The sequence below is a fragment of the Streptomyces reniochalinae genome (assembly GCF_003323735.1).
GTDB classification, from domain to species: Bacteria; Actinomycetota; Actinomycetes; order Streptomycetales; family Streptomycetaceae; genus Streptomyces; species Streptomyces reniochalinae.
In genome coordinates this window covers 253784-268891 of the sequence record NZ_QOIM01000032.1, presented here as the reverse complement: position 1 = coordinate 268891, position 15108 = coordinate 253784, and the positions used below count along the sequence as shown (strand labels likewise).

Here is a 15108-nt window from a genome sequence, read left to right as displayed (position 1 = left end):
AGGAGGGCGCGGGCGAATCCGTCGGCCTGTTCGGGCCGCACCCCCGCGACCGCGAGCAGCTGCCACGGGTCGGCACGCAGCACTTCGGCGGCGCCCTCGCCGAGGGCCTCGACCACGCGCGGGGCCAGGGACTCGGGCGCGCCGCCTTCCGCCAGCAGGGCCCGCACCTCCTCAGGGACCACGACCCGGCCCTCCCCGTGCGCGGGACGTGGCGCGGCCGAGCCGGCCGGGGCGCGCCCCGCCGGTACGCTCCCGGCGTCCGCGCGGCCCTGTGCGCCGCCGGGCGCCGGCCTGCGGGCCGGGGAGGCGGGCTGCTTCCGCTCGGTGAAGAAGGAGTCGGCGGAGCGCTCGCCGCTCTCCACCGCGCGGACGGCGGCGAGGAGTTCGGCTGTCCGATCGTTGCTCACAGCTCGCTCCAGTCCTGGTCGGGGTAGCGGTGCACGGGCGCCGAGACGTCGTCCAGCGCCGCGCGAATTTCACCAGGAAGACTAAGGCCCTCCACTGACAACGCCTCCGCGAGCTGCTGCGACGTGCGCGCGCCGACGATCGGCGCCGTCACGCCCGGCCGGTCGCGGACCCACGCGAGCGCCACCTGGTGCGGGGGCAGCGCGAGCCCGTCCGCCGCCGTCGCCACCGCGTCCACGATCCGCCCCGCGGTCTCGTCCAGGTACGGCTCGACGAACGGCGCCAGCCGCTCCGAGGCGCCGCGCGATCCCGGGGGCGGGGGTCCTGGCTGCCGGTACTTGGCGGTGAGCACCCCGCGGCCCAGTGGTGAGGAGGGCAGCAGGCCGATGCCGAGGTCGAGCGCCGCGGGCAGCACCTCGCGTTCGACGCCGCGTTGCAGCAGCGAGTACTCCATCTGGGTACTGGCCAGCCGGTGCCGTACGCCCGGCGCCGCCAGCTGCCAGGTGCCCGCCTTGGCCAGCTGCCAGCCCGAGAAGTTCGACACCCCGGCGTAGCGGGCGCGCCCGCTGGCCACGGCGGTGTCCAGCGCCTGGAGCGTCTCCTCAAGCGGTGTGCAGGGGTCCCACGCGTGCACCTGCCACAGGTCCACGTGGTCGGTGCCGAGCCGCTCCAGTGAGGCGTCGAGCGCGGCGAGGAGGTGGCCGCGCGAGCAGTCGAAGCGGCGGTCGGGTTCCGGGACACTGCCGGCCTTGGTGGCGATGACCAGGTCCCGGCGCGGCACCAGGTCGCGCACCATCCGCCCCAGCAGGTACTCGGCCTCTCCGTCGCCGTACACGTCGGCGGTGTCCACGAGGGTGCCGCCCGCCTCCCAGAACGCCTTGAGCTGGTCGGCGGCGTTGCGCACGTGCTGTTCGTGGCTCTCGCCCGACTCCTCGCGGCCGCTGTGCGCCCCGCCGCTGCCCGAGGGCCCGCCGCTGCCCCGCGCCCAGCTGAGGGTGCCGAGTCCGATCCGGGATACGCGCAGGCCAGTGCGGCCGAGGTGCCTTAGCTCCATGGGCGTTGAGCGTAGTTGTGGTGGGCGTTAGAGTCCGTGGGGTACGGGACATTACTGATCAGTAGGGAGTTGGGTGCGGATGGGGATGCGACTGGGCATCAACCTCGGCTACTGGGGCGCCGGGATGGATGCGGACAACCTGGCCGTCGCCAAGGAGGCCGACCGGCTCGGCTACGACGTGTGCTGGGCGGCCGAGGCCTACGGGTCGGACGCCGCGACCGTGCTCACCTGGGTGGCGGCCCAGACCGAGCGGATCGACGTGGCCTCCGGCATCTTCCAGATCCCCGCGCGGACCCCGGCCATGACCGCCATGACGGCCGCGACGCTCGACTCCCTCTCCGGCGGCCGTTTCCGCCTCGGCCTCGGCGTCTCGGGACCGCAGGTCTCGGAGGGCTGGTACGGGGTGAAGTTCGACAAGCCGCTCGCCCGCACCCGCGAGTACGTGGAGATCATCCGTAAGGCGATGTCCCGCGAACGGCTGACCCACGAGGGCGAGCACTGGACGCTTCCGCTGCCCGGCGGCCCCGGCAAGCCCATCAAGCTGACCGTCCACCCCGAGCGGGAGGAGATCCCGCTCTACATCGCCGCGATCGGGCCCAGGAACCTGGAGCAGACCGGCGAGATCGCCAACGGCGCGCTGCTGGTCTTCTTCTCCCCGGAGCACGCCGAGGAGACGACGCTCCAGCACCTGCGGGCGGGCCGCGAGAAGGCCGGCAAGAGCATGGACGGCTTCGACGTGTGCCCCACTGTTCCGATGGCGCTGGGCGACGACATCGACGCGCTGGCCGGCCTCTTCCGCCCCTACACCGCGCTGTACGTGGGCGGCATGGGCAGCCGCAAGCAGAACTTCTACAACAAGCTCGCCCAGCGCATGGGCTACGCGGACGAGGCCGCCGAGATTCAGGACAAGTACCTGGCCGGCGACAAGGAGGGGGCCGCCGCCGCCATTCCGCGCGACCTGATCGACTCCACCACGCTGATCGGCCCCAAGGAGCGCATCGCCGAGCGGATGCGGGCCTACGCGGACGCCGGGGTGACGACGCTGTCGCTGGCCCCCGCGGGGTTCACGCTGGACGAGAGGCTGGCCGCGCTCCGGGCCGGCGTCGAGGCCCTGGAGCTGGCGGGGCTGGCCTCCTAGGGAGTGTCTTCAAAGTAGCGGCGTCCGCCCGGAGGGCGTGCCAGGCGCCGCCAGGCAGGCGGGACTTTGAAGACACGACCTAGGGGCCGCCCCACGGACTCCCCGGACCTCCCGGCGTCCCCTCGGACACACCGCACCGGACGTCCCGGGCCATCCGGCAGGGAGGTCGCCGGCCCGTACGGAGGTCACGGGCGCGTAGGGGCGGCGCGGCCCGTACGGGGGCGCGGCCCGTACGGGCTACGGCGCCGTACCGCGTTCGCGGTGCAGTCCGCCGTCAGGTGTTCGCGGCCGTGGTGGGGGCTCGGGGGTCATCCCCGCCACGGCCGTCACGCAGCACAACGCCGGTCCGTCCGCGCGGTTACGCGGTGGACGCGAGGTTACGCGCCGGGTCGAGCGCGTCTGATGCGTTCTGCGCAGAACGGCTCAGCATCTGTTGCCCCGAAGCGTGCGTGGCATTTGACTCGTTCCTTGCAAATGTCGTGCTTTGTGGGATCTCGCGCACGGAGGTGGCAGCGATGCTCTCGGCCAGGAGTCTGTTCACGGAAATCCTCGACAACGACGAGTCCTTCCGGCTCTTCTGTTCCATCGCCGCCAGTGGTGAGGCGCAGGGCGGCTGGGAGAACGGCCGTATCGCCGCGCTCGTCCCCGAGACCCAGCGCTCTCTCGCGCCGAAGATCGCCCGGCACGGTGCGGACGAGGACAAGCACGGCCGGATCTTCATGGCGCTGCTGAACAAACGGGGGCTGGAGGCGGCCGAGATCCCCGACGACACCGACTACACGATGATCCTCGAAGGGCTGGGCATCGGCCTGGCCCACGAGAAGCTGCGCCGCGAGGAGCCGCTGACCGAGCGGGACGTGCTCGCCTACCTCGCGCACAGCCGGGTCACCGAGCAGCGGGCCGCCGAGGAGATGGCCCTGTTGGTGAAGGTGGCGGGCGACCGTCCGGACCTCGGCCGCGCGGTCGCCATGATCTCCCGGGACGAGGACAACCACCTCGCCTACTGCCACGAGGAGCTGCTCCGGCTGGCCCGCGCCGGGCACGGCCGCGCCATCCACACGCTGCTGCGGGAGAGCGCCATGGCGGAGATCACGGTCTACCGCGACGTCGGTCTCGCGGTGATGAGCCGGATGGCGCGCATCCTGGGCTGGTCACGCGCCAGGTACACGCTTGTCGCGCTGGGCATCCACGGCCGGTACGTCTACGAGCGGCTGGGCGGCTGGCGGCGCATGGTCCGCCTGCGGATGCCCGAGCGGCGCGACGCGCTGGGTACGGGCCGGGCGGAGGCGGCCGTCGAGTTCGCCTGAGGCGCCGGGGCCGGACGGCCCGGCGCGGGGGCCCGGGGGACGCGCCACCACCTCCCGCCCCCTCCGGAGCGGCCACCTGAAGCGGCCACCCCGAGTGGCCCCGTGCCGCGCCGGCTCAGAACCAGTCCCTGCGCTTGAAGATGCGGAACAGCACCACGCAGATGGCGACCATCAGCAGGATCGTCGCCGGGTAGCCCCACACCCAGTGCAGCTCCGGCATGTGGTCGAAGTTCATGCCGTACACCCCGGCGATGGCCGTCGGTACGGCGAACATCGCCGCCCAGGCCGAGATCTTGCGCATGTCGTCGTTCTGGCGCACGCCCATCTGCGCCAGGTACGCCGAGAGGATGTCCGTCAGCAGCCGGTCGATGGACTCCACCTGCTCGTTGACCCGCGAGAGGTGGTCGGCCACGTCGCGGAAGAACAGCCGCGAGTCCCTGTGCACGAACGGCAGCCCCGCGCCCGTCAGCCGGGTGACCGGGTCGGTCAGCGGCATGGTGGCTCTGCGGAACTCCAGGGCGCGGCGTTTGAACTCGTAGATCCGCCCGGCCGTGACCGCGCCGAGCCGCGCCTCCTTGGCGAAGACGGCGGCCTCCAGCTCGTCCAGGTCCTCGTGGAGCGCGGCGGCGACGTCGAGGTAGTGGTCGACGACGGTGTCGCTGACCGCGTACATCACCGCCGTGGGGCCGTGCCGCAGCACCTCGGGGTCCTCCTCCAGGCGCCTGCGGACCGAACCGAGCGGGTTCGCCCCGCCGTGCCGGACGGTCAGCACGAAGGAGTCGCCCACGAACACCATCAGCTCGCCCGTGCTCAGGGTGGCGGCCTCGTCGTCGTACGCGACCGGCTTGAGCACCAGGAACAGCGAGTCCGCGTACACCTCCAGCTTCGGCCGCTGGTGGGCGTGCAGGGAGTCCTCCACCGCCAGCGGATGCAGCCCGAAATCGCGGGTGATACGGGCGAACTCCTCCTCCGTCGGCTCGTGCAGGCCGACCCACAAGAACGCGTCGTCGAAGGAGCGGGCCCGGTGCAAAGCGGCGGAGAAGTCCTCCGGCTGCTCGGTCCTGTGCCCGTGCCGGTAGAGCGCGCAGTCGACGATCACCTCTCGCATTGTCCCGCGCACAGGCCGCTCCACAACCGGGCAGCCGCATCCGGGCGGACTCGCTTAGGGTTGCGGCATGCCCACGCTCATCCTCGTACGTCACGGCAGGTCGACGGCCAACACCGAGGGGCTGCTGGCCGGCCGCACGCCCGGGGTCGCCCTGGACGAGCACGGCCAGCGGCAGGCCTCCGGGCTGGTGCGCCGGCTCGACGAGCTGCCCCTGGTCGCCGCCGTCAGCAGCCCGCTGCGCCGCTGTCAGGACACCCTCGCCCCACTGGCCGAAGCCCGCCCCGGGATGCCGCTGCACACCGAGGAGCGCGTCAACGAGTGTGACTACGGACAGTGGTCGGGGCGCAAGCTCGCCGAGCTGAGCGACGAGCCCCTCATGGCCACCGTGCAGCGCCACCCCTCGTCCGCGGCGTTCCCCGGCGGCGAGTCGATGCGCGCCATGCAGCACCGTGCGGTGGAGGCCGTACGCGACTGGAACGCGCGCATCGAGGCGGAACACGGGGCGAGAGCCGTCTACCTGATGTGTTCGCACGGTGACGTCATCAAGTCGATCGTCGCCGACGCGCTCGGCATGCACCTCGACCTGTTCCAGCGCATATCGGTCGGCCCCTGCTCGGCCACGGCCATCACCTACACGCCGCTGCGCCCGTTCCTGCTGCGGCTGGGCGACACCGGGGAGCTCGGCTCCCTCGCGCCGCCGGCCCCGACGGAGGAGGAAAGCGGCCCTGAGGAGGGCTCGCAGGGCAACGCGACGGTGGGGGGCAGCGCCTGAGCACGATGATCGGTACGCACAGTAGGGTGCGGTTGTCCGAAGCCACTCAAGCTGTCGATCCAACGGAGCAGAACGTGTCCCGTCAGGTGTTCCTGTACGACCCGCCGGACCGGTTCGTCGCCGGTACCGTCGGGCTGCCTGGCCGCCGCACCTTCTTCCTCCAGGCCAGCGGGCAAGGCCGCACCACCAGCGTGGCCCTGGAGAAGGCGCAGGTCGAAGCGCTCGCCGAACGGATCGACGAGCTGCTGGACGAGGTGGTGCGGCGCTCCGGCGGCAGCGCTCCCGTCCCCGCCGTGGCGCCTTCCGAGGTCGACGACACCGCGCCGCTGGTCTCCCCCGTGGAGGAGGAGTTCCGGGTCGGCACCATGGCGCTGGCCTGGGACGGCGAGGGTGAGCGCATGGTCGTGGAGGCGCAGGCCGTCGTCGAGCTGGAGCCCGGCGAGGACGAGGATCTCGCCGACGCCGAGGAACGGCTGTTGCAGGACGACGAGAACGGTCCGCCGATGCTCCGTGTGCGGATCAGCGGCACCATGGCGCGGGCCTTCGCCAAGCGGGCCATGGAGGTCGTCAACGCGGGCCGTCCGCCGTGCCCCCTGTGCAGCCTGCCGCTCGACCCCGAAGGACACGTATGTCCGCGCCAGAACGGATACCGCCGGAGCGAATGAGCGGCACAGCATCCCGGAGTGCGGCGCAGCCGGCCGCCGAGACGACCCGGCGGCTGATCGCGCAGGGCACGCTGACGGTCCGCGGACAGATCACCGAGGCGTCGAACGCGGTGCTGTTCGGCACGGTCGAGCACGAGGGCATCGTCCTTCCCTGCGTCTACAAGCCGGTCGCCGGCGAACGCCCGCTGTGGGACTTCCCCGACGGCAGTCTCGCCCAGCGTGAGGTGGCCGCCTACGAGGTCTCGCGCGCCACGGGATGGGACCTGATACCGGCGACGGTGCTGCGCGACGGCCCCTACGGGACGGGCATGTGCCAGGCGTGGGTGGGAGAGCCGCCGGACGCGCCGGAGACCGGTTCCGCTGAGGGCGCGGGCGGGGACGACTCCGAGGACGGCACTCCCCAGGACGGCGGCCAGCAGGGCGGCGCCGAGGAGGACGGCTCCGGGACAGGCCCCGCGCCACTGCTCGCGCTGGTGGGCGAGCAAGAGCCGGGGGAGGGCTGGAAGGCCGTCGGCTTCGCGGATGTCGGCGGCGGCAGGACGGCGCTGCTCGTACACGCCGACGACCCCGCGCTGCGGCGGCTCGCCGTCCTGGACGCGGTGATCAACAACGGCGACCGCAAAGGGGGCCACCTGCTGCCCCGCCCCGACGGCACCCTGTACGCCATCGACCACGGGGTCACCTTCCACGTCGACGACAAGCTGCGCACCCTCCTGTGGGGCTGGGCGGGCGAGGAGCTGACCGGCGAGGCGGTCGAGGCGCTGCGCACCCTCTCAGGTGAGCTGGCCGTGGGCGCTGAGCTGGCGGCACGGCTGGCCGAACTGCTGACGGACGCCGAGGTGGAGGCCGTGCGGGGGCGGGTGGAGGCGCTGCTCAGCTCGGGAGCGCACCCGCTGCCCAGCGGCGACTGGCCCGCCATCCCCTGGCCCCCCGTCTAGGTACCCGGCGCCCGAACGGCGTGCATCCGGCCGGATACGGAACACCAGTCCGGGTTAGGCTCAAGGTATGCATGCCTGGCCCGCTTCCGAGGTCCCCGTCCTGCCTGGCCAGGGCCGCGACCTCGACATCCACGACACCGCGACCGGTGGCCGGGTGGCTCTCGCCCCCGGTCCGGTTGCCCGTCTCTACGTGTGTGGCATCACGCCCTATGACGCCACACACCTGGGGCACGCGGCGACCTACAACGCGTTCGACCTCGTGCAGCGCGTGTGGCTCGACACCAAGCGGCAGGTTCACTACATACAGAACGTCACCGACGTCGACGATCCACTCCTGGAGCGGGCCGTCGCCACGGGCACCGACTGGACGGCCCTGGCCGAGCGTGAAACCGCCCTCTTCCGCGAGGACATGACAGCTCTTCGGATGCTGCCGCCGAAGGACTACGTCGGCGCCGTGGAAGCCATCCCGAAGATCGTTCCGCTGGTCGAGCGGCTGCGCGACATGGGCGCCGCCTACGAACTGGAGGGCGATGTCTACTTCTCCGTGGAGTCCGACGCCCACTTCGGCGAGGTCTCCCGCTACGACGCGGAGACGATGGGGCTGCTGTCCGCCGAGCGCGGCGGCGACCCCGAGCGGCCCGGCAAGAAGAACCCGCTCGACCCGATGCTGTGGGTGGCGGCCCGCGAGGGCGAGCCCCACTGGGACGGCGGCTCCCTCGGCCCCGGGCGCCCCGGCTGGCACATCGAGTGCGTGGCCATCGCCCTGGAGCACCTGGGCATGTCCTTCGACGTGCAGGGCGGCGGTTCCGACCTGGCCTTCCCCCACCACGAGATGGGCGCCTCGCACGCACAGGTCCTCACGGGGGAGTTCCCCTTCGCCCGCACGTACGTGCACGCCGGGATGGTCGGTCTGAACGGCGAGAAGATGTCCAAGTCCAAGGGCAACCTCGTCTTCGTCTCCCAGCTGAGGCGGGACGGCGTCGACCCGGCCGCCATCCGGCTCGCCCTGCTGGCCCACCACTACCGTGCCGACTGGGAGTACACGCAGGCGGTGCTGGACGAGGCGAAGGAGCGTCTCGCGCGGTGGCGCGACGCGGTCTCGCGCCCCGACGGGCCGCCCGCCGAGGACATGCTGGAGAGCGTGCGGGTCGCCCTCGCCGACGACCTCGACAGCCCCGCGGCGCTGGCCGCGGTGGACGCCTGGGCCGAGGAGCAGGCCACCCGGGGCGGCACGGACGAGGGAGCCCCCGGCCTCGTCTCCCGGACGGTGGACGCGCTGCTGGGTGTGGCGCTGTAGCGTCCCGGTCGGCCGGCGGCCCGGCGGTGCCCACTTCACCGGCACCGCCGGGCCGCCGCGCTCGGAGCGGGGGCCGCCGCGCGGCCACGCGGCCGGGGCCGGGCTACTCCTCGCCGTCCTCGTCGCTGTCGCCAGGTCTGGGGGGTTCACCGCCGGGCTTGGGCGGCGGAGGCTGTGTTCCGGACTCCCGGCGGTAGGGGGCGGTGCCCGGCGCGGTTCCGCCGTCGGGGGCGCCGTCGCGCCGGCGCAGGTAGCGCTCGAACTCCTTCGCGATGGCCTCACCCGAGGCCTCCGGCAGCTCCGCGGTGTCCCGGGCCTCCTCCAGGGACTGCACGTACTCGGCGACCTCGCTGTCCTCCGCGGCGAGCTGGTCGACGCCCAGCTGCCAGGCGCGCGCGTCCTCCGCGAGCTCCCCCATCGGGATCCGCACGCCCAGCATGTCCTCCAGGCGGTTGAGGAGAGCGAGCGTCGCCTTCGGGTTGGGCGGCTGGGAGACGTAGTGCGGAACGGCGGCCCACAGGCTGGCGGCGGGCACGCCCGCGTGGGTGCAGGCCTCCTGGAGGATGCCGACGATGCCCGCCGGGCCCTCGTACCGCGACTCCTCCAGGTTCATGGTGCGGGCCAGGTCCGGGTCGGAGGTGACGGCGGTGACGGGGACGGGCCGGGTGTGCGGGGTGTCGCCGAGCAGCGCCCCCATCACGAGGACCAGTTCGACACCGAGTTCGTGCGCGAAGCCGAGGATCTCGTTGCAGAAGGAGCGCCACCGCATGCTGGGCTCGATGCCCCGCACCAGGACCAGGTCGCGCCGTTTGCCCTTGCCGTCGGAGTCCTCGACGCGGATCACGGACAGGCGCGTGGTGGGCCAGGTGACCTTGCGGACGCCGTCGTCCATGAAGACCTGCGGCCTGTTGACCTGGAAGTCGTAGTAGTCCTCCGCGTCGAGGGCGGCGAAGACCTCGCCCTTCCACTCCCGCTCCAGGTGTGCCACCGCCGTGGAGGCGGCGTCCCCCGCGTCGTTCCACCCCTCGAACGCGGCCACCATGACTGGGTCGACCAGCTCGGGAACCCCCTCCAGCTCGATCACCCAGCGCCTCCTTAGCCTGCTTTCGCCTGTGCGGCGTGCCGTTCCGTCTGCTCCGCGCCGGTGGCCGCTCCCGCTGCCGCCGACGCGCTTCGTGCGGGCCCCAGCCTACGGCGTGACGGTGCCTGTGCCGCAGCCCCCGCACGGCGCCCGTGACCGCTGCGCGCCGAGGCCGGCCACGCCTTTCCCGGCAGCACATCGGACCTGTGGGCATGGGCGGCCGGGACGCACGCCGGGGCTCACAGGGTCGAGCGCAGCCACTGCTCCACGCTGGCGATGTGCACCGTGGACCAGGAGCGCGCGGCCTCCGCGTCGCGGGCGCGCAGCGCGGCGAGGATCTGCCGGTGCTCGTGCAGGGTGCGGCTGACGGCGTCCTGCTGGGTGAGCCCCCGCCACACCCTGGCGCGGGTGGTCGGCCCCGACAGGCCGTCCAGCAGCGAGCACAGGACGGTGTTGCCGCCGGCCGCCACGATGCGCCGGTGGAACTCCAGGTCGGCCGCGACCAGTTCCTCCACGGAGGGTTCCGTGCCCAGCGCGTCCAGCTGCCTGCCCAGCGCGTCCAGCTCCTCCTCGGTGATCCGCGCTCCGGCCATCGCCGTGGCGGCGGGCTCCAGGATGCGGCGCACGGCGAGGAACTCCAGGACGGTGTCGTCGCGGTGGAAGTCGACGACGAAGCTCATCGCCTCCAGCAGCAGTTTCGGGTCGAGACTGGTCACGTAGGTGCCGTCGCCCTGGCGTACGTCCAAGACCCTGATGAGGGCCAGGGCGCGGACCGCCTCGCGCAGGGAGTTGCGCGACAGGCCCAGCTCGGTGGCCAGCTCGCTCTCCTTGGGCAGCCGGTCACCTGGGCCCAGCGCTCCCGAGACGATCATTCCTTTGATCTTCTCGATCGCCTCGTCGGTAACCGCCACGCTGCCTCCCATAGACATCGGATGTCTGCCCGTCGATTATGAACCGTCCGGCGCACACCAGCCCCGCCGGTAGGCCGCCCAGTCTTCCGCCGTCGCCGCGAAATCGACATACAGGGCGACGCCGAACCTTCTGCCCGGCGTCGCGGGCCGGGCCGCCTCGTGCGCGCCCTCGTCCCGCTGTGCCCCCGCCCCGGTGCTCATGCCAGGGACAGTGCCACGAGCGCCCCCTCGACGTGGCGTCGAGGGGGCGCTCGTTACGAAACTGCCGAACTGGTGTACCGGTCAGCGCTGCTTGAGCACGTCCTCGATCCGTCCGCGGACGTCGTCGGTGTCCAGGCCGCGGATCGTCAGCGTGGTGCGGCGACGCGCCACGTCGTCCACCGTCTCGGCCCACTCGTGGTCGCGGGCGTAGACGACCTGCGCCCAGATCTCGGGTCCGTCCGGGTGGATGCGCTCACCGAGCGAAGGATCCTCGTTGACCAGACGGGCGATGTCGAAGGAGAGCGAACCGTAGTGGGTGGCCAGCTGGCGTGCCGTCAGCGGGTCCATCCGGACTCCGGGCTCGCGGTCGACCAGCAGCCGGTGCGCCACCGCGTTGGGGTTGGCGATACCGGGCAGCGGGGTACGCCGCACCAGGTCCTTCACCGGCACGCTGTCGTCAGCGATGCCTCCGCCCGGCAGCTTCTCCAGCTTGTCCATGACCGTGCGGCCGATGTGCCGGTAGGTCGTCCACTTGCCGCCCGCGACCGACAGCATGCCGCCCCGGCCCTCGGTGACCACCGTCTCGCGCTTGGCGGACTCCACGCCGCCGGGACCGCCGGGCAGCACCCGCAGCCCCGCGAACGCGTACGTCATCAGGTCGCGGTCCAGGTCCGCGTCCCGAACCGAGAAGGCGGCCTCGTCGAGGATCTGCTGGATGTCGGACTCGGTCGCGGCGACGTCGGCCGGGTCGCCGGTGTACTCCTCGTCCGTGGTGCCCAGCAGCAGCTGGTCCTCCCACGGCAGCGCGAAGGTGATGCGGTACTTGTCGATCGGGGTGGCCATCGCGGCGCCCCACGGCGACTTGCGCTTGAGCACCAGGTGGGCGCCCTTGGACAGCCTGATGGAGGGCGCCGCACCGCTGTCCTCCATCTTCCGCAGGTGGTCCACCCACGGCCCCGTCGCGTTCAGCACCAGGCGCGCGTCGACGCCGAACTCCGTACCGTCCGTCCGGTCCTTGAGCTCCGCGCCGGTGACCCGGCCGTCGGAGAAGCGCAGCCCGGTGACCTCCGCGTGGTTGAGTACCACGGCGCCCGACTCGGCCGCGGCGCGGACCGTCATCACGGCCATCCGCGAGTCGTTCATCTGGTGGTCGCCGTAGACCGCGACGGCCTTGAGGTTGTCGGTGCGCAGCGCCGGGTTGTCGGCCGCGGCCTTCGCCGGGGAGATGACGCGGCCGACGCCGTCGCCGAACGCGGACAGCGCCGAGTAGGCGAAGACGCCCGCGCCCAGCTTCGCCGCGCCGTGCGGACCGCCCTTGTAGACGGGCAGGTAGAAGGTGAGCGGGTTGACCAGGTGCGGGGCCACGTCCTTGGCCAGCACCCGGCGCTCGTGGTGGTTCTCCGCGACGAGCTTGACCGCGCCGGTCTGCAGGTACCGCAGGCCGCCGTGCACCAGCTTCGAGGACGCGGACGAGGTGGCGCCGGCGAAGTCGCCGGCGTCCACCATCGCGACCCGCAGCCCCGACTGCGCGGCGTGCCAGGCGACCGAGGTCCCCAGGATGCCGCCGCCTATGACCAGCAGGTCGTACGTCGCGTTCGCGAGCAGCCCTCTGGTCTCTGCGCGGCCAGGATTGCTGCCGGCAGTCGGGTGCGTCCCGAGGGTGGGGACGCTCTGCAGGGTGTTCATTGCTCTCAGTTCTCCTCTTCGATCCAGCCCATGGTCCGCTCGACGGCCTTGAGCCAGTTCCGGTACTCCCGCTCGCGCGTGTCCGCGTCCATGCGGGGGGTCCATTCCGCGGCGCGCTTCCAGTTGGCCCGCAGCTCCTCGGTGCCCGACCAGAAGCCGACGGCCAGACCGGCCGCGTACGCCGCGCCGAGACACGTCGTCTCGGCCACCATCGGACGGACGACCGGGGCGTCCAGTGCGTCCGAGATGGTCTGCATCAAAAGGTTGTTCGCGGTCATGCCGCCGTCGACCTTGAGCGAGGAGAGCTCCACCTCGGAGTCCTTCTGCATCGCGTCGACGATCTCCCGCGTCTGCCAGGCCGTGGCCTCCAGCACCGCGCGGGCCAGGTGCGCCTTGGTGACGTAGCGGGTCAGGCCCGCTATGACGCCGCGCGCGTCCGAGCGCCAGTACGGGGCGAACAGCCCGGAGAAGGCCGGGACGAAGTAGGCGCCGCCGTTGTCCTCCACCGAGCTGGCCAGCGTCTCGATCTCGGCGGCGCTGTTGATCAGCCCCATCTGGTCGCGCATCCACTGCACCAGCGATCCCGTGACCGCGATGGAGCCCTCCAGCGCGAAGACCGGCTCCTGGTCGCCGATGCGGTAGCCGACCGTGGTGAGCAGCCCGTTGTAGGAGTTGACCGGCTGGTGCCCGGTGTTCATCAGCAAAAAGGTGCCGGTGCCGTAGGTGGACTTCGCCTCGCCCTGGTCGAAGCAGGTCTGGCCGAACAGCGCCGCCTGCTGGTCGCCGAGCGCGGAGGCCACGGGCAGCCCGGCCAGGTCACCGGTCGCCTCGCCGTACACCTCGGACGAGGAGCGGATCTCGGGCAGCAGCGCCATCGGGATGCCGAGGGAGGCGCAGATCTTCTCGTCCCAGCTCATGGTGTGCAGGTTCATCAGCATGGTGCGGGACGCGTTGGTGACGTCCGTGACGTGCTTGCCGCCGTTGGGGCCGCCGGTCAGGTTCCAGATGACCCACGAGTCCATGGTGCCGAAGAGGATCTCGCCCCTCTCGGCGCGCTCGCGCAGCCCGTCCACGTTGTCGAGCAGCCAGCGGATCTTCGGCCCGGCGAAGTACGAGGCCAGCGGCAGCCCGGTCTCGCGGCGGAAGCGGTCCTGGCCGACGTTGCGGCCCAGCTCCTTGCAGAGCGCGTCGGTGCGGGTGTCCTGCCAGACGATGGCGTTGTGCACCGGCTTTCCGGTGGCCTTCTCCCACAGCAGGGTCGTCTCGCGCTGGTTGGTGATGCCCAGCGCCAGCACGTCCCGCTTGGTGATCCCCGCCTTGTCCATCGCGCCGCCGACGACCTGCTGGACGTTGGTCCAGATCTCGGCCGCGTCGTGCTCGACCCAGCCCGGCTTCGGCAGGATCTGCTCGTGCTCCTTCTGGTCGACCGCGACGATCCGGCCGTCCTTGTCGAAGACGATGCAGCGGCTGGAGGTGGTGCCCTGGTCGATGGCCGCGATGAAGGGGCCGCCGCCGTGCGCGGAGGCGTGGGTCTCGTGGGTGTCGCTCATGGTGTGTGTGCTCCGATGCGTCGTTGTGTCGGTCTGCCGGCCCGGGTGGCGGCCCGCCGCCGGGCGGGGCTCCCCGGGTGCGGGCTCATCCCCACGCGAGGTTGTAGACGCCCGCGGCGATCGCGGCGCCGGCCAGCGGCCCCACCACCGGGACCCAGGCGTAGCTCCAGTCGCTGCCGCCCTTGTTGGGCAGCGGCAGCACCGCGTGGATGATCCGGGGACCGAGGTCACGGACCGGGTTGATGGCGTAGCCCGTCGGGCCACCGAGCGAGAGACCGATACCGACGACGACCAGCGCGGTGATCAGGGCGCCCATCCGCCCGAGGCCGACGCTGCCGTCGGCGTCCTTGACCAGGCCCTGCGTCAGGATCGCGATGATCAGCACGAAGGTGGCGATGAGCTCGGTGAGGAAGTTCAGCAGCGGCTTGCGCACCTCGGGGGAGGTGAAGAAGACGCCGTGCACCTGCCCGGGGTTCGCGTCCTTCATCTCGGCGGCGTCGGGCTCGCGGAGAGTGACCTGGAACTGGCTGTAGTAGGCCAGCCAGACGAGGACCGCGCCGATCATGGCGCCGAGCAGCTCGCTGCCCATGTAGACGGGCACGTCCCCCCAGGGGGTGTCGCCCTTGATGGCGAGGGCCAGCGTCACCGCCGGGTTCAGGTGGGCTCCCGAGGACTGCGCCACGTAGGCGCCGGTGAGCACCGCGAAGCCCCAGCCGAAGGCGACGGCCACCCAGCCGGCCTCGAACGCCTTGGAGCGCTTCAGATTGACGGCGGCGCACACGCCGCCACCGAGGAGGACCAGCAGCATCGTGCCGAGGACCTCGCTCGTGAAGATGTCAGAGCTGGACACCCGCGGACTCCTTTGTCCTTTTGTCTTTGGGGGCACCCCCGGCCGGAGGCCGGGGGAGGATAAGCGGGTCGGGTCGGTAAGCCGGTCGTTCCCCGTCCGGTGTTCGACAATGTCGACCGCTGAACGGCAACTCTTCTCCTCTACG

At 72.0% G+C, this 15108-nt stretch carries 15 protein-coding genes; 6 read left to right on the top strand and 9 right to left on the bottom strand.

All coding sequences use genetic code 11. The features are described 5' to 3' along the window. Together DQ392_RS13435 and DQ392_RS13430 are read right to left on the bottom strand one after the other, a co-directional pair. Positions 1-407: helix-hairpin-helix domain-containing protein (locus DQ392_RS13435; protein WP_281272982.1), on the bottom strand; the 407-nt coding region annotated here is incomplete at its 3' end. Further along, positions 404-1459 carry an aldo/keto reductase gene (locus DQ392_RS13430; protein WP_114015803.1) on the bottom strand — a complete coding sequence of 352 codons (1056 nt, stop codon included), beginning with the start codon at positions 1457-1459 and terminating at the stop codon, positions 404-406. The genes DQ392_RS13435 and DQ392_RS13430, both read right to left, overlap by 4 nt. 85 nt (positions 1460-1544) lie before the next feature. Here DQ392_RS13430 and DQ392_RS13425 point away from each other — a divergent pair, with 85 nt between their 5' ends. Further along, positions 1545-2597 carry an LLM class F420-dependent oxidoreductase gene (locus DQ392_RS13425; protein ID WP_114015819.1) on the top strand — a complete coding sequence of 351 codons (1053 nt, stop codon included), beginning with the start codon at positions 1545-1547 and terminating at the stop codon, positions 2595-2597. A gap of 515 nt (positions 2598-3112) precedes the next feature. Beyond that, a complete protein-coding gene (locus DQ392_RS13420; protein WP_114015802.1) occupies positions 3113-3904 on the top strand; it encodes a ferritin-like domain-containing protein in 792 nt (263 codons plus the stop codon). Between the two features lie 115 nt (positions 3905-4019). On the opposite strand, the gene corA is transcribed toward DQ392_RS13420, so the two are convergent. Further along, positions 4020-5012 carry a magnesium/cobalt transporter CorA gene (corA, locus tag DQ392_RS13415; protein ID WP_114015801.1) on the bottom strand — a complete coding sequence of 331 codons (993 nt, stop codon included), beginning with the start codon at positions 5010-5012 and terminating at the stop codon, positions 4020-4022. Between the two features lie 67 nt (positions 5013-5079). Between corA and DQ392_RS13410 the strand changes: the two genes are divergently transcribed. The 4 genes from DQ392_RS13410 to mshC all read left to right on the top strand — a co-directional run bounded on the left by DQ392_RS13410 (position 5080) and on the right by mshC (position 8684). Continuing rightward, a complete protein-coding gene (locus DQ392_RS13410; RefSeq protein ID WP_114015800.1) occupies positions 5080-5784 on the top strand; it encodes a histidine phosphatase family protein in 705 nt (234 codons plus the stop codon). Positions 5785-5858: 74 nt separating this feature from the next. After that, positions 5859-6449, top strand: a complete 591-nt coding sequence (locus tag DQ392_RS13405) for a DUF3090 domain-containing protein (protein ID WP_114015799.1) — start codon at positions 5859-5861, stop codon at positions 6447-6449. Further along, positions 6413-7387 carry an SCO1664 family protein gene (locus DQ392_RS13400; RefSeq protein WP_425470524.1) on the top strand — a complete coding sequence of 325 codons (975 nt, stop codon included), beginning with the start codon at positions 6413-6415 and terminating at the stop codon, positions 7385-7387. The genes DQ392_RS13405 and DQ392_RS13400 overlap by 37 nt, the downstream gene beginning before the upstream one ends. Positions 7388-7454: 67 nt before the next feature. Then, on the top strand, positions 7455-8684 hold the full coding sequence (mshC, locus tag DQ392_RS13395) for a cysteine--1-D-myo-inosityl 2-amino-2-deoxy-alpha-D-glucopyranoside ligase (protein ID WP_114015797.1): 1230 nt from the start codon (positions 7455-7457) through the stop codon (positions 8682-8684). A gap of 103 nt (positions 8685-8787) precedes the next feature. On the opposite strand, the gene DQ392_RS13390 is transcribed toward mshC, so the two are convergent. From DQ392_RS13390 to DQ392_RS13370, 6 genes are all read right to left on the bottom strand, one after another. Further along, positions 8788-9768: a PAC2 family protein gene (locus tag DQ392_RS13390; RefSeq protein WP_114015796.1), complete on the bottom strand. Its 981-nt coding sequence runs from the start codon at positions 9766-9768 to the stop codon at positions 8788-8790. A 236-nt stretch (positions 9769-10004) separates the two neighbouring features. Then, positions 10005-10676, bottom strand: a complete 672-nt coding sequence (locus DQ392_RS13385) for a FadR/GntR family transcriptional regulator (protein ID WP_114015818.1) — start codon at positions 10674-10676, stop codon at positions 10005-10007. A 36-nt stretch (positions 10677-10712) separates the two neighbouring features. Continuing rightward, the gene (locus DQ392_RS34450) at positions 10713-10877 is read right to left on the bottom strand and encodes a hypothetical protein (protein ID WP_181856409.1); all 165 of its coding nucleotides are present in this window, start codon (positions 10875-10877) and stop codon (positions 10713-10715) included. Positions 10878-10958: 81 nt separating this feature from the next. Next, positions 10959-12563, bottom strand: coding sequence for a glycerol-3-phosphate dehydrogenase/oxidase (locus tag DQ392_RS13380; RefSeq protein ID WP_114015795.1), 1605 nt, complete (start codon positions 12561-12563; stop codon positions 10959-10961). A gap of 5 nt (positions 12564-12568) precedes the next feature. Continuing rightward, positions 12569-14113, bottom strand: coding sequence for a glycerol kinase GlpK (glpK, locus tag DQ392_RS13375; protein ID WP_114015794.1), 1545 nt, complete (start codon positions 14111-14113; stop codon positions 12569-12571). Positions 14114-14198: 85 nt separating this feature from the next. Next, positions 14199-14963 carry an MIP/aquaporin family protein gene (locus tag DQ392_RS13370; protein ID WP_114015793.1) on the bottom strand — a complete coding sequence of 255 codons (765 nt, stop codon included), beginning with the start codon at positions 14961-14963 and terminating at the stop codon, positions 14199-14201. Positions 14964-15108 lie beyond the last annotated feature (145 nt).

Excerpts from the sequence above, each read along its gene's own strand:
- glpK (WP_114015794.1), bottom strand. The coding sequence starts at position 14,113 with ATGAGCGACACCCACGAGACCCACGCCTCCGCGCACGGCGGCGGCCCC.
- mshC (WP_114015797.1), top strand. The coding sequence starts at position 7,455 with ATGCATGCCTGGCCCGCTTCCGAGGTCCCCGTCCTGCCTGGCCAGGGC.
- DQ392_RS13430 (WP_114015803.1), bottom strand. The coding sequence starts at position 1,459 with ATGGAGCTAAGGCACCTCGGCCGCACTGGCCTGCGCGTATCCCGGATC.
- DQ392_RS13420 (WP_114015802.1), top strand. The coding sequence starts at position 3,113 with ATGCTCTCGGCCAGGAGTCTGTTCACGGAAATCCTCGACAACGACGAG.
- DQ392_RS13380 (WP_114015795.1), bottom strand. The coding sequence starts at position 12,563 with ATGAACACCCTGCAGAGCGTCCCCACCCTCGGGACGCACCCGACTGCC.
- DQ392_RS13425 (WP_114015819.1), top strand. The coding sequence starts at position 1,545 with ATGCGACTGGGCATCAACCTCGGCTACTGGGGCGCCGGGATGGATGCG.
- DQ392_RS13410 (WP_114015800.1), top strand. The coding sequence starts at position 5,080 with ATGCCCACGCTCATCCTCGTACGTCACGGCAGGTCGACGGCCAACACC.
- corA (WP_114015801.1), bottom strand. The coding sequence starts at position 5,012 with ATGCGAGAGGTGATCGTCGACTGCGCGCTCTACCGGCACGGGCACAGG.
- DQ392_RS13400 (WP_425470524.1), top strand. The coding sequence starts at position 6,413 with ATGTCCGCGCCAGAACGGATACCGCCGGAGCGAATGAGCGGCACAGCA.
- DQ392_RS34450 (WP_181856409.1), bottom strand. The coding sequence starts at position 10,877 with ATGAGCACCGGGGCGGGGGCACAGCGGGACGAGGGCGCGCACGAGGCG.